The sequence below is a fragment of the Moraxella bovis genome, assembly GCF_002014975.1.
Classification (GTDB): Bacteria; Pseudomonadota; Gammaproteobacteria; order Pseudomonadales; family Moraxellaceae; genus Moraxella; species Moraxella bovis.
Map to the genome: position 1 here is coordinate 1 of NZ_MUXV01000010.1, position 20,844 is coordinate 20,844.

A 20,844-nucleotide genomic window follows, 5' to 3' on the forward strand; every position below is an offset into this window, starting at 1 on the left:
TATTTGTTTTTAACAATACCAAAAGACGGATATAGATGTTTTATTCCGTCTTTTGCTTTATCCATCTTGCTTTGCCAAATATGTAAATATGATTGCCAAAACTCTCATAACTGTGTACAATGACAACAAACTTTTATCGCTAAATACTCATGACTCATCCTGTAAAAGCCCTGCTAGACCACCCTGCTTTTCGCCTGTCCGCTGTGGCTGTTGCCATTATCACTCTGCTATCCTGTGCTTCAGCTCCTCAAACACCACAGCGACCCATCGTGGTTGAGACACCAACGACCACACCTACCCCATCTCGGGTGGTCATTGTCAAACCCCAAACACCCACAGCCCCAGTAACCACCTCCACGCCCACGCCTGCCCCATCGGTAGAAAATCGCTACTATGGCAGTTTTGGCGACTGGAAAAGCGATTTCATCACTCGCACCATCGCCAGCGGTCATGCCTCTCATGCGGTGCATGGACTGCTAGGCAGTGCCAGTCTTAACTCACAGGTCATCAGCCTAGACGGTCGCCAAGCCGAATTTGCCAAAATGCCGTGGTCATACGTCGAGTCCGCCGTTACCTCAGGGCGTGTCTCTGATGGCAGAGCCAAACTGCGTGAATACCCCTCCCTACTCTCACGAGCCGAAAGCCAGTATGGTGTCCCCAAAGAAGTGATGGTCGCCATTTGGGGTATTGAGTCCTCATATGGGGCAGCAACAGGCTCAACCGACTTAGTTGATGCCCTATCTAGTCTTGCCTTTGATGGTCGCCGTCGTGAGTTTGCCGAAGGCGAACTGCTTGCCATGTTACAGATGATAGAGCATGGCGATGTCAGTCGCTCACGACTGCGTGGGTCATGGGCGGGGGGCATGGGTCATACCCAATTCATCCCCTCCACTTGGATAAAATACGGCGTGGACGGTAACGGCGATGGACAAAAAAACCCATGGACAATCTCGGACGCTCTCACCTCCACCGCCCATTATCTAGGGGCGAGCGGTTGGGTGTCAGGCGTGGACGCTTTTTATGAAGTTCGCCTGCCGACTGGCTTTAACTACCAACTCTTAGGACAAAAACAATCCCTAGAATCATGGAAATCCTTAGGCGTGGTCTCTGCCAATGGCGAGTACTTTGGCGGTCATGCCCAAGCCGAGCTGTGGCTCCCTGCTGGCGTGAATGGCCCCGCCCTACTACTCACGCCCAACTTTGATGTTATCAAAGTCTATAACAACTCATCTAGCTACGCCCTAGCCGTGGCAACCCTTGCAAAACGTATCGCTGGCGGTGCTGGCATTAGTGGCAACTGGCCACGCCACGAACAGCCCCTGTCTCGCTCAGAAGTCATTCGCTTACAAGAAACCCTAAACGCCAAAGGCTACTCTGCCGGCAAAACAGACGGCGTGGCAGGGGCGAACACCTCTCGTGCCTTTGCTCGTTGGCAAGCGGATAATGGACGCATTCCTGATGGCTTTATCACCCAAAACTCGGTGCGTGGCTTGGTCTGGTAACATAAAGTCGGTGCGTGATGTACCGACTTTTATTTAAATCATTCATCATGCGGTTAAGTTATCGTTGCAAATGATAACAATTTAAAACTTTTCATCTTGATAAAAATCTGTTAGATTATAGCACTTTTAACCTTTGGAGCTGTTATGAAAATCAAATCCCTACTACTGCTTAGCACCCTATTTTGTGCCAGTGCCTTTGCCACACCGAGCAATCAATCACTAGAAGAACTTGCCAAAATCATGCCTTACGAATCCACATTTTACCAAGCGGTCGTTGCCCCCCTTGAAATGGAACGCATGGCAATCGCTCAGGGCATGGCACAGGACAACACACTCACCGACGATCAACGCAAAAAAGCCCTAAAAGCCTTTGACGACTATGCCGAAGGGCTTATTAAAAGCCTAGACACCAAAGCGACCAAAGACGGACTTAAAAAATCCTACCTTAACGCCGCCAAATCGTTTAGCCAAGCCGAAGTGGACGCCATGATTGCTTTTTATGGCAGTAAAGACGGGCAAAGCGCCTTAAAAAAACAAGATGCCGTCTTTGAGTCCTATATGAAAAGTGCAGGCGAGAACAACAAAAAAACCTTAGAAACCTACGAAAACAAACATCTTAAAAAAATGCAGGATGATGTTAAAAAGATTTTGAATAAATAGGGCGTGTCTGCCATCACTTGCAAATCCTTATCATAGCCCCCATTATGATAAGGATTTCTTTTATAAAAACAACACCATGCCAAAGCCCAAAACCACTCGTGCCAAAATCACCGAAAGTCAGCTTACCAAACAGCTAGGCGATGACGATAAAGTCTTTAAAATGGTTACGCCCTTTGCCCCCAGTGGCGACCAACCGACCGCCATACAGTCCCTAGTGGACGGGGTCAAGGCAGGCAAAAAAGACCAACTTTTGCTCGGTGTGACAGGTTCGGGCAAGACTTACACCATGGCAAAGGTCATTGAGAGCTTAGGGCGACCTGCCATCATCATGGCTCATAACAAGACACTGGCAGCACAGCTTTATGGCGAATTTAAGGAATTTTTCCCCCATAATGCGGTGGAGTACTTTGTCAGTTATTATGACTATTATCAGCCTGAGGCGTATGTCGTGGCAAGCGATACTTTTATCGAAAAGGACTCCGCCATCAACGACCACATCGACCAAATGCGACTGTCCGCTACTCGTACCTTGCTCGAACGCCGTGATACCATCATTGTGGCGAGCGTGTCCGCCATCTATGGCTTGGGCGACCCTGAGAGCTACCTAAAAATGCTCCTGCACGTGGTCGTGGGCGATGTCGTGGACAGAACCGCTCTCATCAAACGCTTGGTTGAGTTACAATACGAACGCAACGAGCTGGACTTTGGGCGTGGTACCTATCGCTTGCATGGTGAGACCTTGGACATCTACCCTGCTGAGAGTGAACAGTTGGCGGTGCGGATTAGCATGTTTGATGATGAAGTTGAAAAAATCACATGGTTTGACCCTTTGACCGGCAAAAACATCAAATCCGTGCCACGCATTACCATCTATCCCAAGTCGCACTATGTTACCCCCCGAGAAAAATTAGAAGTGGCAATGGGGACGATTAAAGAAGAGCTTGCCGAGCGATTAGAATATTTTCGCTCACATGATAAGCTACTAGAAGCCCAACGTATCAAAGAACGCACCCAGTACGACTTAGAGATGATACAGCAGTTAGGCTACTGTAACGGCATTGAGAACTACTCTCGTCATCTGTCAGGACGACAGGCAGGCGAGGCACCACCCACGCTGTTTGACTACCTGCCGTCTGATGCGTTGGTGTTTTTGGATGAAAGCCACGTTACCATCCCCCAAATCGGAGCGATGTATAAGGGCGATAGAAGTCGCAAAGAAAACTTGGTTAATTATGGCTTTCGCTTACCGTCCGCCATGGATAACCGCCCCATGATGTTTGAGGAGTGGGAGGCGGTTGTGCCAACTCGTATCTTTGTATCGGCAACCCCTGCCCCCTATGAGTTGGAGCATAGCGAGCAAGTGGTCGAGCAAGTCGTTCGCCCCACAGGACTTATTGACCCCATACTAGAAATCCGCCCCGTACTCACCCAAGTCGATGACGTGCTGGGCGAGATAAACCTGCGTAAGCCCTTAAACGAGCGAGTGCTGATTACCACGCTCACCAAACGCATGGCAGAGGATTTGACCAGTTATTTAAAAGAATATGGCGTGCGTGTGGCATATCTGCACAGCGACATTGACACGGTAGAACGCATGAAAATCATTCACGAACTCAGAACAGGGGTGCATGATGTGCTGGTAGGCATTAACCTACTTCGTGAGGGCTTGGATATGCCCGAGGTGTCGCTTGTGGCGATTTTTGATGCGGACAAAGAGGGCTTTTTACGTTCGGAGCGGTCGCTCATTCAGACCATTGGGCGAGCGGCACGCCATGTCAATGGCAAGGCTATCCTATACGCTGACAGCATTACCCCGTCCATGCAAAAGGCGATAGATGAGACCGAACGCAGACGAGCCAAACAAATCGCCTTTAATGCCGAGCATGGCATTACACCAAAATCGGCAAGCCGTGCCATTACCGACAAGATTGACACGGGCGAGATTGAGAGCGTGGACGCCCCAAAAATTGACGTACCATTTGCCCTAAATGATATTGACGTGGAAATCTTACGCCGTCCTGAGCTGATGATAAAAGAGATTAACCGCCTAGAAAAACAAATGAAAAAACTCTCAGGCGAGCTAAAATTTGAAGAAGCGATGAGAGTACGTGATACCATGCTGGCGTTAAAAGATGAGTTTAACAAACTGTAAAATACGCCTTTTTGTGGTACACTACGGACAACACAAGGAGCATGCCATGACCCAAATCATCATCAATAGCCCCACCGACAGCAGTTTGTCTATCATGTTGCCACTCAATGCGGACGGTAGTGTGGTGTTTCCTAAGTGGTTGATTGATGACTTAACCCATTCTCATCGCTTGGTAAGTTTTAAAAACAATCAAAAAACCACCAAAGAAGATGACGTTCTTGCCATGATTGAAAATACAGGCGGACTGCTTGCCCCTTATGTCAAACAACCGCTAACCATTGATGAGATGAATGACAGTATAAACCACCATTTTTCACAAATGAATAAGGCGGAGTTATGATTAGCCTTGATACCAATATTTTGGTGCGTTATTTGACCAAAGATGATACCGTGCAATATCAAAAAGTGGTGGCATTATTTCAAAAATTACATACGGATAATGAACAAGGTTTTATTTCTTTATTGGTAGTTTTGGAAGTAAATTGGGTATTGGCATTTAGTTATAAAATTCCTAGAAATGAAATTATCCATTCGCTATTAACTTTATTAAATTTTCCTTTTTTAACTTTTGAACAAGCCAATCATCTACAACAAACCTTACTATACGCCCAAAATAATACTTTTGATTTATCTGATTTGTTGATAGCGTGCAAAAGTCGCAGTTTGGATAATTTACCTGTTTATACTTTTGATAAAAAAGCAAGTCGGGCGGAAGGGTTTGTTTTATTATAGAATATTATGCAAGAATTCCACCCCCTAGCCCCATTTGCCCCACCCAATGCCAAAGTGCTGATGCTCGGCAGTTTTCCGCCACCGCCTAATCGCTGGGCGATGAATTTTTATTATCCCAATTTAAATAATGACATGTGGCGGATTATGGGCTTGGTGTTTTTTGATGATGAAGATTATTTTATTGACGGTAAACGATTTAAAGAGACGCTTTTAAAAGACTTTTTAAACAAACAAGGCATTGCCATTTATGACACCGCCAAAATCGTCATTCGTGAAAACAACAATGCATCCGATAAATTTTTAACCATTATCCAAAAATCCGACATCAAAGGCTTGTTAGCTACCTTACCCGAGTGCAATCATATCATCACCACAGGCGAAAAGGCGAGTGAGATTTTATTGTCTGATTTTGATATTAAAATACCCAAAGTTGGGCAATCGGTAAATTTAACATTTGATAATAAAATTGTTACTCTACACCGTCTGCCGTCATCATCACGGGCGTATCCATTAGCCCTTGATAAAAAGGCACAGTTTTATAGGGCGGTGTTTGAGAAATTAGATTTATAAATATGATTGTATAACCACCATACACAGCATAACCACCAACCAATAGGAGTTTTTATGAAATTATCCAACCCTACGCTATTCCACGAACACGCACTCATCAATAACACATGGCAATCCGCCAAATCCGCCAACACCATAGACGTGTTTAACCCCTTTAATGATAAAAAAATCGGCACCATTCCTGATTTGTCCGCCGATGAGGTGGCAGAAGCCATCGGTTTTGCCGATGACGCCCAAACATCATGGGCGAGCCTAACCGCCAATGAACGAGCGGTTATTTTGCACCGTTGGGCGGATTTGATTGATGAACATCGTGAAGACCTAGCCATCATCATGACCACAGAGCAGGGCAAGCCCTTAAAAGAGTCTCGTGGGGAGATTGGCTATGCCAACAGTTTTATCCGCTTTTTTGCCGATGAAGCCAAACGAGCATATGGGGACGTGATACCCAGCCCGAACGCCAACCTACGCTATGTGGTGCTAAAACAGCCTGTGGGCGTGTGTGCCAGTATTACGCCGTGGAACTTTCCGTTAGCAATGATTACCCGTAAAGTCGCCCCCGCCCTAGCTTCAGGGTGCGTGATGATTGTCAAGCCAGATAGCCAAACGCCCTTTTCCGCCCTTGCCTTGGGCGAGCTTGCCATTCAAGCAGGCATTCCTAAGGGTGTTTTGCAAATCGTGACAGGGCAAGCGGACGTTATCGGGGGTGTACTCACGTCCGATGAGCGTATCAAAAAACTCTCCTTTACAGGCTCTACTCGGGTCGGTAAACTGCTCATGGAGCAATGTGCCAGCACGGTCAAAAAGCTCTCCTTGGAGCTTGGCGGTAACGCTCCTTTTATCGTGTTTGACGATGCCGACATCGATAAGGCGGTCAAGGGGGCGATAGCGTCCAAATATCGCAACGCAGGGCAAACGTGCGTGTGTGCCAACCGCATCTATGTTCACCAAACGATAAAAGATGAGTTCATCGCCAAATTTACCAAAGAAGTTGGTGACTTACATGTTGGCGACGGACTGTCAGATGACACGGACATCGGCTGTCTTATCAATGACACCGCCGTGCAAAAAACCCAAAAACTACTCCAAGATGCCCTAGATAAAGGAGCGACACTCATCACAGGGGGCAAGTCCCATCCCACACACGCACGCTGTTTTTTACCAACGGTCATCACGGACATCACGGACGATATGGACATCGCTCACGAAGAGATTTTTGCTCCGATTGCTCCGGTTTTTGTGTTTGATGATGAAACCGAAGTCATTCGCCACGCCAATAACACCCCCTATGGTTTGGCATCCTATTTTTACACCCGAAGCCACGCACGAGCATGGCGAGTAAGTGAAGCCTTAGAATACGGCATGGTCGCCCAAAATACAGGGCTACTCTCTACCGAAGTCGCTCCGTTTGGCGGGGTTAAGCAGTCAGGGTTTGGGCGTGAAGGCTCAAAATATGGCTTGGATGAATATCTCACCACAAAATACTGGTGCATGGACGTGAGCTGATTAAATATCATACAACCAAATCCCTAAAAATATTGATTTTTGGGGATTTTGCTTTATCTGATATTTTTACAAAAACCGCCATTGCATTACGATGGCGGTTTGGTATTTTAACCTTACTGGTTAATCACGTCCACCCCCTTAGGCGGGGTAAAGCTAAACTGACTGGCAGGAATGCTTTTATTAATATTAATGTTACTAAAACGAATCGACGTGGTCTGTCCGATACTGTCATTTAGCACCATCATCACAGGCTTACCGCCATTAAAACTGATGGACAAATCTCTAAAATTAGCCGAGCTTGATTTGGGTTTTAGGACATAGTAGTTTTTGCCTTTGCTTGGCTGACTGACGGTAAAATTGCGTGTGATTTGATTGGGGTCGCCTGACAATAACAAGGCAGGTGCATCCCCAACTTGGTTATTTACCGACTGCTTGGTAACTTGTTGCAAGTCCTTATCGTATACCCACATGGTACTGCCATTTGCCACGATGAGCTGTTCTGATGGTGATTTGGTATCCCAGCGGAATTTGTTGCCACGCTCTAGTGCCATGCTACCGCTAAAACTTTGGCTTTTACCACTCGCTTTGGTCGTTTGTGAGAAATTGGCAGTCATTGATTTGGTGTTTTTAAGCAGGTGATTTAAATTGGTCACTGCCGTGTCATTGGCATGAGCGGTCAACGCCGTCATGGGAAGTAACGTCAATACCAATGTGCTTAGGGCGATTTTTGTATTCATAATAACTCCAAATCATAAAATGGTTGGTTTTAATGCCTTGTGCCACTTTTTATGACTTTTTAAAAACTGATTCAAAAACTAATTAAAATTGATTATCCTAAAAAATCATTAATCAGTCATTAAACAGCCATTAAAAGCTCTTAAAAAGTCATCAATGCAATTTAAGGCACTCTTAGAAAGTGGAGTCATTGTGCCATGTTTTTATGTTGCAATCTAGCCTAGTTTTGCAAAAATTTGGGGGTAATGTTGCATTTATGTGGCTAGGGCGTGTCAAACATTGATAATCATGCCGTAATTTTATCAATATTGGCTTGTTTTTATCATTTTTATCAAAACTTTTGCCATGTTACCAAAACCATCGGTCAAATCAAATGCAGGCAATCACTCACTTTTACATGATTTTAAATAATGTTAAATGAATGCCAATCAGGAATATTCATTGAAATTTCACCCAAATACTGGTAACATAAGCCCCCATTTTAATCATTTTAAAAAGACGGTGTTTTATGTATCTTAATCACAACCACACCTTACGCCCCATTCATCTGCGTTTGACGGGCGAGATTGTGGAACATTTGGAAAAAGTCAAGGGCGAGCATGGCTTTGAGTGTATTCAACCACTCATTCGCTTTTATATCCGTCAAGGGCTTGACCGTGATAATTCCGAATACTCTCTTAGTGATGATGTTGCCTTTATTAACGAACTCAAAGAACAAGGCGTCAGCGAGCAGTTAATAGAAAAAGCCTTGGAAAATGTCTGCAAAAAAGTTGACCAATAACTTTAATCAGCTTTAATCAGCCATCATAAGCAGTTGAATAAACGGTTGTTTTTTTGGCGATTAATTGTTGCTTATTTGTTACAATAATTTTGTTGTTTTAAACAAGAAATCATGGTAATATTTCATAGAATACAAATGTATTTTAAAAATACCTGTATCGCCCAATATTTATCTGCTTATGGAGTATTGATGATGAAGTTAAAATCATTATTTATCGCCTTGATTGCGACCAGTGCCATCGGTTTTTCTACCAACGTTTCTGCCAAAGTAGGTCCTGCCTATAACGGCGGTGGCTTATACGGATATGCTTGCACTCACCAAACCAATGGTAATGTACTGCTCCGCTCAGGCCCTGGTCAGAATTATAAAGTTCTAGCCCGCATGCCTAACGGCAGTGATGTTAGTATTATTGGCGAACGCAACTCTAATGGCTGGGTGTGGTACAAAGTTAAATTCGGTCGCAGTGTCGGCTGGGCTCGCTCAGATTATATTTGCAGTTAATCCATGATGTTTAAAAGACGAGCGATGCATTTTTTGCATTGCTCGTTTTGTAATTTAGTTAATAAATTTCTTCACCTAGGTATTTTTAAAAAATCCACAACAATCCACTTAGTAATGGTAATCTAATAATGACTGATTTAGGTAATTTTATGAAAAAACGCACAAGAGATTTATTGATTGGTGCAGGGCTTTTGGGGGTTGGCACGGTTGGTGCGATTGCGATGTTTACAAACAACCAATCAGGCTCGGGGTATATCGCAAGCCCAAGCAAAAACACCGTCCACGTCATCAGCCAGCCCACCAACCCCACCGCGATTGCCGACCAAAGTGGGCGGTCTTATACAGGGTACAACCAAAACCAACCGACCCATCATCAGCACCAGTCACCACAAGCGATGAACCAAGGTCCTGCCTATCAAGTAGAGCAAGGCAATTTTAACACGCCAACACCCCAATATGATACCAATGCCATAGGCTCGATATGCGCCCCCGAAGCCCTAAAAGTGGGTATCAAGCATTTTAGATATGCCGATGCCGACCCTAGCGACCTTGTGCCTAGTGGCTATGGCAGTGACCCGAAATTTAAGATTCATCGTGCCGCCAAACCTGCCTTACAAGAGATGATTAAGGCGGCTCGTGCTGACGGGGTTACGCTAACCCCTGGCTCTATCTTACGCACGTCAAGCCGTCAAGCCCAAATCGTTGCCAATAAGAAAAAACAAGGACAAAGTGCCAAGCAAATCTATCATACATCCTCACACCCTGGTTACTCCGAACATCATACAGGGCTTGCGGTGGACTTCTCACCGATTGACCACAGCTTTGCCAAAACAGCAGGATATCGCTGGTTACAACAGCATGCTCATGAGTACGGTTTTTACCAAACCTTTACTCCTGACTATTCTAGATACAGTGGCGTTTCTGAAGAGTCGTGGCACTGGCGTTTTGAAGGCAAAAACAAAGAATTCTCTTATGTCTTTGCCGATAGTATCAATCGTCGCTGTTAATGGTTTGTTAAATGTATAAAAATAAAGCAGTTTTGGGACTGCTTTATTTTTTATTTTTACCCAAGTGTTTACATTTGACAACACTTTATTTATAATACAATTAAGACAAATATCATGAAACACCATCCCAATAAAGAAATCAGCGATGCCATTGCATATGCATTAGAACACGGTTGGCATGTCATCGCCAGTGGCAAATCATCTCATGCTTATTGTCGATTGCGATGCAACTTCGGGCATGGCGAACACCAAATAAGCATTTGGAGTACACCCAAAAACCCACAAAATCATGCCAAACAAATCATCCGCAAAGTCAATGAATGCCAAGGAGAAAACAATGAACACCTACCACTTTAATATCATCATTAGGGACGCAAACAGCCAAGATAGCGCATTAGAAGACAGACTGTTTGAAGCAGGTTGTGATGACGCCCTAGTCTGCCGTTTGGATGAACTTGTTTATTTGGAGTTTGACCGAGCCAGCGACAGTGCCAAAACAGCCATCGCCAGTGCCTTTGATGATTTACATAAAGCAGGGTTTCATGACTTGATTTTACAAGAAAAAGGGGTGTCAAGCCTAAGTGAAATGGCAAAACGCCTTGGCGTGTCACGCATGACATTAAGTCATTATGCCAATGGTACCCGTGGCATGGGTAACTTTCCTAAACCTGTGGCAGGAGTATTGTCAGGCTCTGTGCTATACGCTTGGCATGAAGTGGCAGACTGGCTATACCAACAGAATAAAATTAGCCAACCTGATTATGATGTGGCAAAAGTAGCAGGGGCTTTTTAGCCTATTGTAACGCTTAGACATGGCACTTCAAGGCTGTCCTGCCGTCCACTCTATCACTTCATCTAGCACATCATGGGCGTGGGTGTTATTACCTGCTCCATCGGCATTAATGATGGCGACCACCACATACATCTTGCCTGATTGCCCCATGACATAACCTGCAATGCTTGCCACGTTGTTTAGTCTGCCAGTCTTAATAAAAGCGCGTTCTATCGCAGGGCTATGGGGACGGCGTTTGGCAAAGGTTGTCATCGTGCCTGTCCGCCCCACAATCGGCAAAGACGCTTTAAATGTCTCAAATGTCGGCTTGGTCTGACTAAATGCCAGAAGCTCGCCCAACGCCCTAGGGGCAACCACACAATCTCGGCACAGTCCTGACGCTCGGCTCATGATGGGGGCAGGCGTGGTAAGATGTTGTTGCCACCATGTATTTATCAGGGCAAAACTTTTGGGGAAATCACTGGTTTTTTGACCCATCATCAGGGGCAAAGACAGAGCCACTTGCTCGGTCATGACGTTATTGGAGTATTGGTTAATCTGATATACCTGCTCAGATAAAGGTTTGGACGCAAAGGACAGCAAAGGCGATAACGTTCGCCCCACCCCATCATAAGGCTGTCGCAACCTAACCTGCCCAACAAAGTCCTTATCAAGGGCTTGCCATGCACCTTTGACCGCTTTGGTAATAAACACTTTGCTGTCAGCAAAGGTCAGCCACTCACTCGCCTGCCCACAGCCCACACCCACTTGCCCTGTAATGGTCAAAGTATCGGCAGATAAGCCAAATTTTGGCTTGGTGCGACATGACTGGATATCGCCCTGTATCATGGTTGGTGCGTGAAAATCTGCCAATTTTGGCAATACCTGTACCGCAACCGCACCATCTGTCGGACTAAACTGCACTGTCTCTGGCGACTGCCCAAATTGCCAATTTCCCGATGGTATCATACTTACTTCAAGCGTACCAAAATTTATCAAAAAGGCATTGGGCTGAGCGTTATAGGCTCGCAGTCCCTGTCCGTCAAAAGCATTAACATCTTGGGCAACATTGACAAAGCCAGTATTATCCACAATGATGTCGCCCTTAATGTGACGCACGCCCCGAGCTGTCAGCTGTGAAAACATGGCACTAAGGCGGTCATGAGTCAGTGATGGGTCGCCACTGCCTTTGATGATAAGATTCCCATATAAAGTATCGCCAACCACCACGCCATCGGTGTATAGCCGTGTCTGCCAACGATAATCCGCCCCCATCATATCTAAAGCGATGGCAGTCGTAATGAGCTTTTGGGTGGACGCTGGGGTGCGTGTTGTATCCGCCAGATGACTGATGAGCGGTGCCGACCCATCGTTTGCCATCACCCAAATACTGATGTCATCGTTTGATAATCCGCTTTTGCCAAGCTTGTCACTAATGGCAGATGGCAGGCTGGTTGATGTCTGTAAGTTGGCAGGAGTAGCAGGCTGTGTATTGGCAAATGCAGGTAACGCACAAAGCACGCTAAGACTTAGCGTGCTGATGATAAGTGAATAAGGCATGGTCATGCGTGAATTAAGCAAAATACTTGTCCAACCCCTCTTGGATACCACTACTAATCACACCCTTAAACGGCTTTGCCAAAAAGTTCAAATCTGCCTCAAAGATGACCTTATCACTGTCCAAAAACGCACGTCCGTCCACGCCTGCCTTAGTGATGTTTACAGTGTCGCTGTCCGCTCCTTCTTGGTAGGTCGCCTCAAAATCAAACTCTTGTTTTGCCTCTTCTAGCCATGCTTTGGCTTTGGTGCGAGCAGTGGCAAGGTCAAAGTTATGACGTTTTTCAATACGTAAATCAGACATGATATTCTCTTTTTTAAATAATAAATACTAAATGGTAAATGACAAGTTAAGTTTTTGGCAAGGTGACGCCCGTTTGCCCTTGATATTTACCGCCCCTATCTTTATAGGAAGTTTCGCAGACTTCATCAGACTGGAAAAAAAGCATTTGAGCCACGCCTTCGCCAGCATAGATACGGGCAGGCAGGTTGGTGGTGTTACTAAATTCTAAGGTAACATGCCCTTCCCACTCAGGTTCTAAGGGCGTGACATTGACGATAATGCCACAGCGAGCATAGGTGGATTTGCCCAGACAAATGGTCAGCACATCACGGGGGATTTTAAAATACTCCACCGTGCGAGCTAGGGCAAATGAGTTGGGCGGAATGATACACTCATCGCCAACAATATCAATAAAACTTTTCTCATCAAAGTTCTTAGGGTCCACGATGGCAGAATGCACGTTAGTAAATACCTTAAACTCATTAGCACAGCGGACATCATAGCCATAGCTTGACGTGCCGTAGCTTACGATTTTCTCGCCATCGCTGTTATGGCGGACTTGGCCAGGCTCAAACGGGGCAATCATCTCATGTTCGGTCGCCATTTGGCGAATCCAGCGGTCTGACTTAATTGACATGTTATTCTCTTATGATACAGGATAGAGCATTATAGCAAAATTCTTGGCTTTTTTAAACACATGAAAAAACCGCCAAATGACGGCTTTTCTATCACGCCCCTAGCCCATCATTCATGATAATAGTCGTTTAACTTAGCAAACACCACAAAAAGCAAACCATAACACACCACGCTGGTCACGAACAATATCAACAGATTGGTCAAAGTTCGCTCGTTATTGATGATGTTTGACAGAAAACCAAATGCCGACACATTGCCCCAAAACAGGTAGTTTATGAGTAACTGTATGACAAAACCCACCGCACAAACCCCGTGCATGATGGCGGTTGCCTTTGTGGAATGAATGACAATAAAATAAACACCAATGGCAAATATGATAAGATAGACAATAAACGACACTAAATAAATCATGGAAATACTCCTACCAATCCATTTTTATGGGTGCAATAAAACCCTACAAACATTAAGGTTTTTATTTTAAAACAATTATCAATCTCATGTCAAGACAAAATCATCATTCTTGATAATAATCATAAGCCTTGATGAGCATCACAAACAATGCCGAATAGCAAAAGATACTGATAAGGCACAGCACCATCAAATTAAAGGCACTGCGGTCATGGTCAAGATGAGTCAGCGACTCAAGCACCCCCAAATGCCCAAGCCCAACATAATTAATCAAAATCTGTGCACAAAAACCGATAAACACCAAAATGCCCACCCACCGCTCGGCACGGTCTGGCATTTTTTTTGATGAACGCCATGCCAAGGGCAAAAATCAGTGCATACCACACCACCGATACTGCATAAATCATGAGAATCTCCCCGTGTAAACACAAATTGATTTAAAATGAATGATTTATATGTATCGCCATTGTAACACAATTTCTGAGTTTTGATTGTGGGTATTTTTTAAACAGTTGTTTGCCCATGGCATTCTCCCGACCTTTATAACACCATTTGCAATTTAGAAATATTTTACAAATAAATCAACCACTTTTGCATGAAAAATAGATTGGTTTTTCAGGCTTTACCAATCCCACCATTGTTTTGGCTAAAATCTCACAAAAATCAATTCCTTATCCAAAATTTTCCCCATTTTGCCAAAAAAGTCCTGCTAAGACACAAAAATTATGCTAAAATGGCACGCCATCAAACACATGATATAGTGATTTTATTTTAAAATAACACCATATTTAGATAACAAGACCCAGCTTTCCCTTTATTTATAAAAATCAATCATCAGAGAGTATCATGCAGTATTCTATCTTTCCCCAAACCAAAAACGACCCCCTAAAAGAACCCATGTTTTTTGGGCAAGCGGTGAACGTCTCTCGCTATGACCAACAGCGTCATCCTGTGTTTGAACAACTCATTGAAAAACAGTTGTCGTTTTTTTGGCGACCCGAAGAGATAGATGTCAGCCGTGATAGGATTGATTTTGGTGAATTATCCGCCCCTGCTCAGCACATTTTTTTGTCTAACCTAAAATACCAAACCTTGCTTGATAGCATTCAAGGACGTAGCCCTAATGCGGTGCTATTGCCCATTGTGTCTTTGCCAGAGCTTGAGACATGGATTGAGACGTGGTCATTTAGTGAGACCATTCATAGCCGTAGTTATACGCATATCATTCGCAACATCGTCAATGATCCGAGCGTGATTTTTGATGACATTATGGATAACGATCATATCCTTGCCCGTGCCAAAGACATCGCCGTGTATTATGATGATTTGTATGAAGCCAGTCAGCTGTATAACCTGACAGGCAAAGGTGATTTGCGTGAGCTTAAAAAGAAGCTGTACCTATGTATCGTGGCGGTCAATGTCCTAGAAGCCATTCGTTTTTATGTGTCGTTTGCTTGCTCATTTGCCTTTGCCGAAAATAAGGTTATGGAAGGTAACGCCAAAATCATCAAGATGATTGCCCGTGATGAAGCCTTACACCTAAACGGCACACAGCATATCATCAATCTCATGCGACACGGTCAAGATGACCCCGAGATGGTCGAGATTGCCAAAGAATGCCAAGATGAAGCGATTGAGATTTTCCGTGTCGCCGCCGAACAAGAAAAAGACTGGGCAAGCTATCTGTTCAAAGACGGCTCCATCATCGGACTAAACCGTGATATCCTGTGCCAGTATGTTGAGTATATCACCAACACCCGCATGTTGGCGATTGGTCTGCCTGCCATTTTTGACACCAAATCCAACCCCATTCCTTGGATAAATGCGTGGCTATCATCGGACAACGTGCAAGTCGCCCCCCAAGAAACCGAAATCACCACTTATCTGGTCGGTCAGATTGACAGTGATTTGGACGGGGTGGATTTGGACGATTTTGAACTCTAATCACAAAAGTATCAATCATGCCGTGGATTTTTACAGACGAAATGCGGTTTTATCTGCATGAAGGCGAGAGCTTGCTTGATGGTATGTTACGCACCGAACATAAAGACGTGCGTTATATGTGTCGTCAGGGCTTTTGTGGGGCGTGCAAAATGCGTGTCAAAGGAGCAACAGACGCCCCCAAAGCCAAACAAACCCCACTGGCACACCTAGATGATGATGAAGTGCTGGCGTGCTGTTGTGTGCCGACAGGGACGATGGTGGTCAGCTATGATACGGACAAACCAAACAAATCATGGCAACATCAGCGTACAGATGGGGCTTGGCATTTACAAAAAACATCTATCATCAGCCGTCAGATTTTTTATAAAATAGACGGGTGATGTGATTATGTGCTTTTGCTTAGGGCGTACCTACCTTTTGTATTTGCAATGAAAAATGCCTGTTTAAAAAAGCAGGGGAATCGCCCGTTTTTCAAGGAAAAATGCAGGCTGTGAGTTTTCTATTAGGCAAATTTTTGACTTCGAGCCACAAGATTTAGCCATTTTTCATGCAAAAACATTATTTTCTTTCTATAAACACCCTAAAATGTAAATTGTGTTATAAAGGTTCAAAACGCCCTATGACCCTAACCCGTTTTCCCATCAATAAAAAAACCTTGCTCATCGGTGTCATTGCCCTTAGTCTGACGGTGGGCGGTATTGTTTTATGGGGCAGTCTGTCGGGCAATCTATCTCGAAACCAAAAGTCCGCCAAAGACTCTGTTAATACCGAATCGTCAGCAGACGTGGCAAGCATGGTTATCGCCCCTGCCACGGCAAGTGTGGACAGCTCTGACAGCCAAACTCATACAGAGACAACGCAAGCGGTGAGTTATGTCGCCTTGGCTGATGCCACGCTTGATGTCGCCCAAAAACAAGACATCGCACGCCAAATCAAGAACTGAGAACACACAGGCAGTACATCGGGTGGTGTATTAACCCATGAGTTCAAATCCGCCACGCATGCCAAAATGTCTTATCGCTTTGGGCGAAAACAGCCCCTTGCCTTTGAAATGGTAAAAATCAAAGATGCTTTGCCGTTAGGCTTTGTGCTGACAGGGCGAGCGTATGAAGGGGTGCTTGGCGAGACGGGTTTTGATGGGGTGTACCGCCTATTTGAACACCCTAGCACCAAAGCACGCCTTGAAATCACCGAAACCCACATTCATCCCGACAAGCCCTTAACACTCATCAAAAAAACTGTACCGTGAAGACATGAACGGCACGCCCCTATCTGCCTGAGTTTATGACGGTGGTGGACATGACACTCACACAAGCCAAAGCGGTGCAAAAGCGGTTGTAATTTTGCCGTTTTCATTTACCTCCTTAACCATACTACATCTTAGCACCACAATCAAACCCGTCACGAATGGACTGTTCATGCTCATAAAGTAGGGGCAGTACTGTGCCAATAACCCACGCCTGCCGATAGCCTTGCAAGCCCCCCGATAAGGCGTGCGTGTCATCGATGGGCAGACCTTGATAGACGTGATACATAAGCTCATTAATCCAACGCCCTTTTAGTAGCAGATTGCTAGGAATGTTTAGCAGGCGAGCTTGGGCGTCGGTGGCTTCGTCTAGGGCATGGCGAAAAGGCTTGGCTTTGCTGGTATAAACGGGGATTTTGACAGGCATGTCGGCTTGGGGCAGGGCTTTGGCTTCTTTGATGACACGGATTATCTCAGCACCATAACGGCGTAGGGCGGAGCGGTTTAGGGTGGTGTGTGCCAAATCTTTCATGTTGGTCGGCAGGCTCTCAATAATCTCACGTAGCGGCTGTTTACCAATGATAAAACTGCGTGGCTCATTCACTGCCCGAGCCAGTGACTCTCGCCACATGGTCAAGCCCCGCAGTACTGCCAGTTGCTGTCTGGTATAGGTCGGGGCGACATGGTCAAGATAGAGCTTATCATCGCTTAGGTGCTGAGTGTCGTAGAGCTCTTTGGCGTAGAGCGTGCTGTCTTCATTGACATAGTCCAGCACCTGCTTATCACTAAGTGCCTGCACAACCGCCTGATGTAGGGCGAGCAGATAACGCACGTCATTGACCGCGTACAGTTCTTGCTCGGGCGTGAGCGGTCTGGCAAGCCAGTTGGACTGACTCTCGCCTTTATCTAGTGCCACACCCAGAATCTCACTGACCGCTTGGCTATAACCCACTTGCAATTTGCCAGTCAGGTACGCCACGCCAATTTGTACATCAAAGACATTGGTTAAGGGCGGATTATTGGCAAGCAAATAAAATATCCCCAAATCTTCTCCGCACGCATACCATACCATGCTCGGCACTTCGCACAGAGCTTGCCAAAACTCGGTCAAATCAAGCCGTGGGGCGTCCACAAGGTATATCCCTTTGCCGGTATTGACCTGCACCAATGCCAATATCGGATAATAAGTATCACGCTTGATAAACTCAGTATCTAACGCTACGGTATCAATGCTATCAATTTCATCAATGAGCTCATACAGCTCATCATCTGTCCGCACCCATTGGGTTGGCAAATCAAGCAGGGCATGCTGTTCATCATCGCTAAGATGAGCGTGGGGAAAGCTAAAATTGGCAGGGTTTTTTAAATCAGTCATTGTAGGTCTGTGTGTCAAAAATTCCCCTAATTTTACACCAAAATTGGGGGAATGTGTGTAATTTGATGGGTGGTTTGCTGGGTTGGCTGATTTTATGGCGTTTATTTTTGGTTTTAATATTAACAATTTGGGCGTATCATGTTAAGATAGACGGTGTGACTTTATAACTTAGCCAAAACAAAAGGAAAACGACAATGTTAATCGAATTTACCAAAATGCATGGTTTGGGCAATGACTTTATGGTGATTGACCTAGTGACACAGCGGATGAATCTGACAAGCGAGCTGGTGCGACTGCTTGCCGACCGCCATCTAGGCGTGGGCTTTGACCAACTGCTTATCGTTGAGCCACCGTCTCGCCCTGATGTGGATTTTAAATATCGTATTTTTAATGCCGATGGACAGGAAGTGGCACAGTGTGGCAATGGGGCAAGATGTTTTGCGTCCTTTGTACAGGCTCGTAAACTCTCCTTTAAACAGCGTTTGCGTGTGGAGACGGCAAGCGGAGTCATCACGCTGACCACCGACCGTTATGGTTGGGTTCAAGTGGACATGGGTAAGCCCAAATTTGAGCCTGCTGAGATTCCTTTTGCTCCCCAAGCCATCACCAAAGTGGGTAATTCCTACCGCCTAAATGTCGATGGCGAGCCTGTTCAGCTCTACCTTGCCAGCATGGGCAATCCCCATGCGGTCATTTTGGTGGATGATGTGCTGACTGCTGATGTGACACGTCTGGGCAAGCTCATTGAGAGTCATGACGCATTCCCCGAGCGGGTCAATGTCGGTTTTGTCCAAATTGTTAATCAACGTCATGTCCGCTTGCGTGTCTATGAGCGTGGTGTGGGCGAGACGCAGGCGTGTGGCACAGGTGCGTGTGCAGCGGTCGCTGTGGGCGTGCGTGAAGGTTGGATTGATGAAGGCGTTGATGTGCGAGTTCAGCTCTATGGCGGTAGCCTTGCCGTGCGTTATCAAGAGGGCTACTCGGTAATGATGACAGGCCCAACATCCTTTGTCTATGAAGGGGTGTTTAGCCCTGATGGACTGGCAGCACAGGCAGGGATTAATCTAACACCGACCGAGGATTATGACGCTTAAATCAGTTATTTGCCAAATTAAGCCCTTGCTGTTGCAGGGGCTTTGTTAAGCTGGGTTTAAGCTAACACCCATCATTGGTATATCATATCTTACCCCAATCTCAACTTAAATGATAATTTATTGATTGTTCGATAATTATTTTTGGGGTTGTGGAGACAAATAGCAATTTACGCTTGGTAAATCAATTACTTGTATAAGTTTAAAAATAAGGCAAAACCCCATTTTATAGGCGGTTTACACCAAACCAAGCTCAGGCACATCCAAGCTCTGCTTGGCATAAAATGTCGCCACAAACTCATCAAACGTCTCATTTTCTAGGCTTTCACGAATGCTTTTCATAAGATTTTGATAATAGCGTAAATTATGAATGGTGTTTAGCTGGGCTGAGAGCATTTCGCCACATTTGTGCAAATGGTGCAAATAGGCACGGCTAAAATTCTGGCAGGTGTAGCAGTCGCACTCGCTATCTAATGGGTTTTTGTCATGGCGATGAACGGCATTTTTTATCTTAACCGCCCCCGTGCTGGTGAACAGATGTCCATTACGGGCGTTACGGGTCGGCATGACACAGTCAAACATATCCACGCCCCGTCTTACCGCCTCCACGATGTCGGACGGTGTCCCCACGCCCATCAGATAGCGTGGCTTATCAGACGGCATACGGTTTGGCAGATAATTTAATACTTTTATCATCTCATCCTTTGGCTCACCCACCGACAGTCCGCCAATGGCATAGCCGTCAAAGTGCATGTCGGTCAAAGCGGTCAAGGACTGCATCCGCAAATCTTCGTACATACTGCCTTGCACGATACCGAACAGAGCGTTTTTGTTGCCCAGTTTGTGATGTTCGTCAAGACAACGTTGCCCCCAACGGAGTGATAATTCAAGCGACTTTTGGGCGTCGGTGTGCGTGGTAGGATAAGGCGTACATTCGTCAAACTGCATGACGATGTCGGAGTTTAGGGAGTGTTGGATTTGCATGGAAATCTCAGGCGACAAAAACACCTTTGAGCCGTCTACAGGCGAACGAAAATGCACGCCTTCTTCGGTGATTTTTCGCATTGCCCCAAGACTAAACACCTGAAAACCGCCCGAATCGGTCAAAATCGGCTTATCCCAACCGATAAACTCATGCAATCCGCCAAACTCGTCAATCACGCTTGTCGTCGGACGTAGCCACAGATGAAAGGTGTTACCCAAAATAATGTCCGCCCCAATGGCGTGAATGTCTCGTGGGAGCATGCTCTTGACCGTTCCATACGTCCCCACAGGCATAAAGGCAGGCGTGGCGACATCGCCATGAGCTAGGTGTACCGTGCCACGACGGGCTCGGGTTTTTGTGTCGGTTTTATGTAGCGTGAATTTCATATCATCATCAAATAA

General features: G+C 45.5%; 25 protein-coding genes. 17 read left to right on the plus strand and 8 right to left on the minus strand.

From position 1 onward, the window contains the following. Positions 1–149 precede the first annotated feature (149 nt). From B0182_RS02520 to B0182_RS02545, 7 genes are all read left to right on the plus strand, one after another. Entirely contained in the window at positions 150–1,502 is a 1,353-nt protein-coding gene (locus B0182_RS02520) for a lytic murein transglycosylase (protein WP_078273445.1), read from the plus strand. 144 nt (positions 1,503–1,646) lie between these two features. Beyond that, a complete protein-coding gene (locus B0182_RS02525; RefSeq protein ID WP_078273446.1) occupies positions 1,647–2,162 on the plus strand; it encodes a DUF2059 domain-containing protein in 516 nt (171 codons plus the stop codon). 76 nt (positions 2,163–2,238) lie between these two features. Next, positions 2,239–4,314, plus strand: coding sequence for an excinuclease ABC subunit UvrB (uvrB, locus tag B0182_RS02530; RefSeq protein ID WP_078273447.1), 2,076 nt, complete (start codon positions 2,239–2,241; stop codon positions 4,312–4,314). Between the two features lie 46 nt (positions 4,315–4,360). Next, positions 4,361–4,654, plus strand: coding sequence for a hypothetical protein (locus B0182_RS02535; RefSeq protein ID WP_115369681.1), 294 nt, complete (start codon positions 4,361–4,363; stop codon positions 4,652–4,654). Beyond that, complete coding sequence (locus B0182_RS13805; protein WP_115369680.1) at positions 4,651–5,046, plus strand: type II toxin-antitoxin system VapC family toxin; 396 nt, start codon at positions 4,651–4,653, stop codon at positions 5,044–5,046. The genes B0182_RS02535 and B0182_RS13805 overlap by 4 nt, the downstream gene beginning before the upstream one ends. Before the next feature lie 6 nt (positions 5,047–5,052). Next, entirely contained in the window at positions 5,053–5,616 is a 564-nt protein-coding gene (locus B0182_RS13810; protein ID WP_115369679.1) for a uracil-DNA glycosylase family protein, read from the plus strand. Between the two features lie 54 nt (positions 5,617–5,670). After that, complete coding sequence (locus tag B0182_RS02545; protein WP_078273449.1) at positions 5,671–7,122, plus strand: NAD-dependent succinate-semialdehyde dehydrogenase; 1,452 nt, start codon at positions 5,671–5,673, stop codon at positions 7,120–7,122. Positions 7,123–7,235: 113 nt separating this feature from the next. Here the strand turns inward: B0182_RS02545 and lolA are convergent, their stop codons facing one another. After that, positions 7,236–7,859: an outer membrane lipoprotein periplasmic chaperone LolA gene (gene lolA / locus B0182_RS02550; protein WP_078273450.1), complete on the minus strand. Its 624-nt coding sequence runs from the start codon at positions 7,857–7,859 to the stop codon at positions 7,236–7,238. Positions 7,860–8,365: 506 nt separating this feature from the next. Between lolA and B0182_RS02555 the strand changes: the two genes are divergently transcribed. From B0182_RS02555 to B0182_RS02575, 5 genes are all read left to right on the plus strand, one after another. Continuing rightward, complete coding sequence (locus B0182_RS02555) at positions 8,366–8,638, plus strand: hypothetical protein (protein ID WP_062498883.1); 273 nt, start codon at positions 8,366–8,368, stop codon at positions 8,636–8,638. Between the two features lie 135 nt (positions 8,639–8,773). Then, a complete protein-coding gene (locus tag B0182_RS02560; RefSeq protein ID WP_158079601.1) occupies positions 8,774–9,139 on the plus strand; it encodes an SH3 domain-containing protein in 366 nt (121 codons plus the stop codon). A 149-nt stretch (positions 9,140–9,288) separates the two neighbouring features. After that, entirely contained in the window at positions 9,289–10,146 is an 858-nt protein-coding gene (locus tag B0182_RS02565; protein ID WP_158079602.1) for a M15 family metallopeptidase, read from the plus strand. 114 nt (positions 10,147–10,260) lie between these two features. Continuing rightward, positions 10,261–10,503: a hypothetical protein gene (locus tag B0182_RS02570; protein WP_078273453.1), complete on the plus strand. Its 243-nt coding sequence runs from the start codon at positions 10,261–10,263 to the stop codon at positions 10,501–10,503. Continuing rightward, a complete protein-coding gene (locus B0182_RS02575) occupies positions 10,484–10,939 on the plus strand; it encodes a helix-turn-helix transcriptional regulator (RefSeq protein ID WP_078273454.1) in 456 nt (151 codons plus the stop codon). The genes B0182_RS02570 and B0182_RS02575 overlap by 20 nt, the downstream gene beginning before the upstream one ends. Before the next feature lie 27 nt (positions 10,940–10,966). Here B0182_RS02575 and dacB read toward each other — a convergent pair whose 3' ends face one another. The 5 genes from dacB to B0182_RS02600 form a co-directional block, all read right to left on the minus strand. Further along, on the minus strand, positions 10,967–12,478 hold the full coding sequence (gene dacB / locus B0182_RS02580) for a D-alanyl-D-alanine carboxypeptidase/D-alanyl-D-alanine endopeptidase (protein ID WP_158079603.1): 1,512 nt from the start codon (positions 12,476–12,478) through the stop codon (positions 10,967–10,969). A gap of 13 nt (positions 12,479–12,491) precedes the next feature. Beyond that, complete coding sequence (locus B0182_RS02585) at positions 12,492–12,779, minus strand: polyhydroxyalkanoic acid system family protein (protein ID WP_029102255.1); 288 nt, start codon at positions 12,777–12,779, stop codon at positions 12,492–12,494. Between the two features lie 46 nt (positions 12,780–12,825). Next, entirely contained in the window at positions 12,826–13,395 is a 570-nt protein-coding gene (dcd, locus tag B0182_RS02590; RefSeq protein ID WP_078273456.1) for a dCTP deaminase, read from the minus strand. A gap of 107 nt (positions 13,396–13,502) precedes the next feature. Further along, positions 13,503–13,805 (minus strand): hypothetical protein, encoded by a 303-nt coding sequence (locus B0182_RS02595; protein WP_078273457.1) that lies wholly within the window; start codon positions 13,803–13,805, stop codon positions 13,503–13,505. Between the two features lie 103 nt (positions 13,806–13,908). Next, positions 13,909–14,139, minus strand: coding sequence for a hypothetical protein (locus tag B0182_RS02600; protein ID WP_078273458.1), 231 nt, complete (start codon positions 14,137–14,139; stop codon positions 13,909–13,911). Between the two features lie 509 nt (positions 14,140–14,648). Between B0182_RS02600 and nrdB the strand changes: the two genes are divergently transcribed. The 4 genes from nrdB (at position 14,649) to B0182_RS02625 (ending at position 16,995) form a co-directional block, all read left to right on the plus strand. Then, positions 14,649–15,746: a class Ia ribonucleoside-diphosphate reductase subunit beta gene (nrdB, locus tag B0182_RS02610; RefSeq protein WP_078273460.1), complete on the plus strand. Its 1,098-nt coding sequence runs from the start codon at positions 14,649–14,651 to the stop codon at positions 15,744–15,746. A gap of 17 nt (positions 15,747–15,763) precedes the next feature. Continuing rightward, positions 15,764–16,126: a 2Fe-2S iron-sulfur cluster-binding protein gene (locus tag B0182_RS02615; RefSeq protein WP_078273461.1), complete on the plus strand. Its 363-nt coding sequence runs from the start codon at positions 15,764–15,766 to the stop codon at positions 16,124–16,126. A 239-nt stretch (positions 16,127–16,365) separates the two neighbouring features. Continuing rightward, complete coding sequence (locus B0182_RS02620) at positions 16,366–16,689, plus strand: hypothetical protein (protein WP_143821646.1); 324 nt, start codon at positions 16,366–16,368, stop codon at positions 16,687–16,689. A 66-nt stretch (positions 16,690–16,755) separates the two neighbouring features. Continuing rightward, a complete protein-coding gene (locus tag B0182_RS02625) occupies positions 16,756–16,995 on the plus strand; it encodes a hypothetical protein (RefSeq protein ID WP_078273463.1) in 240 nt (79 codons plus the stop codon). 124 nt (positions 16,996–17,119) lie between these two features. Here B0182_RS02625 and B0182_RS02630 read toward each other — a convergent pair whose 3' ends face one another. Then, positions 17,120–18,367, minus strand: coding sequence for a ribonuclease D (locus tag B0182_RS02630; RefSeq protein ID WP_115369666.1), 1,248 nt, complete (start codon positions 18,365–18,367; stop codon positions 17,120–17,122). A gap of 194 nt (positions 18,368–18,561) precedes the next feature. Between B0182_RS02630 and dapF the strand changes: the two genes are divergently transcribed. Continuing rightward, positions 18,562–19,461 (plus strand): diaminopimelate epimerase, encoded by a 900-nt coding sequence (dapF, locus tag B0182_RS02635; RefSeq protein WP_078273464.1) that lies wholly within the window; start codon positions 18,562–18,564, stop codon positions 19,459–19,461. A gap of 234 nt (positions 19,462–19,695) precedes the next feature. On the opposite strand, the gene tgt is transcribed toward dapF, so the two are convergent. Then, positions 19,696–20,829 carry a tRNA guanosine(34) transglycosylase Tgt gene (tgt, locus tag B0182_RS02640; protein WP_078273465.1) on the minus strand — a complete coding sequence of 378 codons (1,134 nt, stop codon included), beginning with the start codon at positions 20,827–20,829 and terminating at the stop codon, positions 19,696–19,698. Between the last annotated feature and the right edge of the window lie 15 nt (positions 20,830–20,844).

Excerpts from the sequence above, each read along its gene's own strand:
- B0182_RS02520 (WP_078273445.1), top strand. The coding sequence starts at position 150 with ATGACTCATCCTGTAAAAGCCCTGCTAGACCACCCTGCTTTTCGCCTG.
- B0182_RS02525 (WP_078273446.1), top strand. The coding sequence starts at position 1,647 with ATGAAAATCAAATCCCTACTACTGCTTAGCACCCTATTTTGTGCCAGT.
- uvrB (WP_078273447.1), top strand. The coding sequence starts at position 2,239 with ATGCCAAAGCCCAAAACCACTCGTGCCAAAATCACCGAAAGTCAGCTT.
- B0182_RS02535 (WP_115369681.1), top strand. The coding sequence starts at position 4,361 with ATGACCCAAATCATCATCAATAGCCCCACCGACAGCAGTTTGTCTATC.
- B0182_RS13805 (WP_115369680.1), top strand. The coding sequence starts at position 4,651 with ATGATTAGCCTTGATACCAATATTTTGGTGCGTTATTTGACCAAAGAT.
- B0182_RS13810 (WP_115369679.1), top strand. The coding sequence starts at position 5,053 with ATGCAAGAATTCCACCCCCTAGCCCCATTTGCCCCACCCAATGCCAAA.
- B0182_RS02545 (WP_078273449.1), top strand. The coding sequence starts at position 5,671 with ATGAAATTATCCAACCCTACGCTATTCCACGAACACGCACTCATCAAT.
- lolA (WP_078273450.1), bottom strand. The coding sequence starts at position 7,859 with ATGAATACAAAAATCGCCCTAAGCACATTGGTATTGACGTTACTTCCC.
- B0182_RS02555 (WP_062498883.1), top strand. The coding sequence starts at position 8,366 with ATGTATCTTAATCACAACCACACCTTACGCCCCATTCATCTGCGTTTG.
- B0182_RS02560 (WP_158079601.1), top strand. The coding sequence starts at position 8,774 with ATGTATTTTAAAAATACCTGTATCGCCCAATATTTATCTGCTTATGGA.
- B0182_RS02565 (WP_158079602.1), top strand. The coding sequence starts at position 9,289 with ATGAAAAAACGCACAAGAGATTTATTGATTGGTGCAGGGCTTTTGGGG.
- B0182_RS02570 (WP_078273453.1), top strand. The coding sequence starts at position 10,261 with ATGAAACACCATCCCAATAAAGAAATCAGCGATGCCATTGCATATGCA.
- B0182_RS02575 (WP_078273454.1), top strand. The coding sequence starts at position 10,484 with ATGAACACCTACCACTTTAATATCATCATTAGGGACGCAAACAGCCAA.
- dacB (WP_158079603.1), bottom strand. The coding sequence starts at position 12,478 with ATGCCTTATTCACTTATCATCAGCACGCTAAGTCTTAGCGTGCTTTGT.
- B0182_RS02585 (WP_029102255.1), bottom strand. The coding sequence starts at position 12,779 with ATGTCTGATTTACGTATTGAAAAACGTCATAACTTTGACCTTGCCACT.
- dcd (WP_078273456.1), bottom strand. The coding sequence starts at position 13,395 with ATGTCAATTAAGTCAGACCGCTGGATTCGCCAAATGGCGACCGAACAT.
- B0182_RS02595 (WP_078273457.1), bottom strand. The coding sequence starts at position 13,805 with ATGATTTATTTAGTGTCGTTTATTGTCTATCTTATCATATTTGCCATT.
- B0182_RS02600 (WP_078273458.1), bottom strand. The coding sequence starts at position 14,139 with ATGCCAGACCGTGCCGAGCGGTGGGTGGGCATTTTGGTGTTTATCGGT.
- nrdB (WP_078273460.1), top strand. The coding sequence starts at position 14,649 with ATGCAGTATTCTATCTTTCCCCAAACCAAAAACGACCCCCTAAAAGAA.
- B0182_RS02615 (WP_078273461.1), top strand. The coding sequence starts at position 15,764 with ATGCCGTGGATTTTTACAGACGAAATGCGGTTTTATCTGCATGAAGGC.
- B0182_RS02620 (WP_143821646.1), top strand. The coding sequence starts at position 16,366 with ATGACCCTAACCCGTTTTCCCATCAATAAAAAAACCTTGCTCATCGGT.
- B0182_RS02625 (WP_078273463.1), top strand. The coding sequence starts at position 16,756 with ATGTCTTATCGCTTTGGGCGAAAACAGCCCCTTGCCTTTGAAATGGTA.
- B0182_RS02630 (WP_115369666.1), bottom strand. The coding sequence starts at position 18,367 with ATGACTGATTTAAAAAACCCTGCCAATTTTAGCTTTCCCCACGCTCAT.
- dapF (WP_078273464.1), top strand. The coding sequence starts at position 18,562 with ATGTTAATCGAATTTACCAAAATGCATGGTTTGGGCAATGACTTTATG.
- tgt (WP_078273465.1), bottom strand. The coding sequence starts at position 20,829 with ATGAAATTCACGCTACATAAAACCGACACAAAAACCCGAGCCCGTCGT.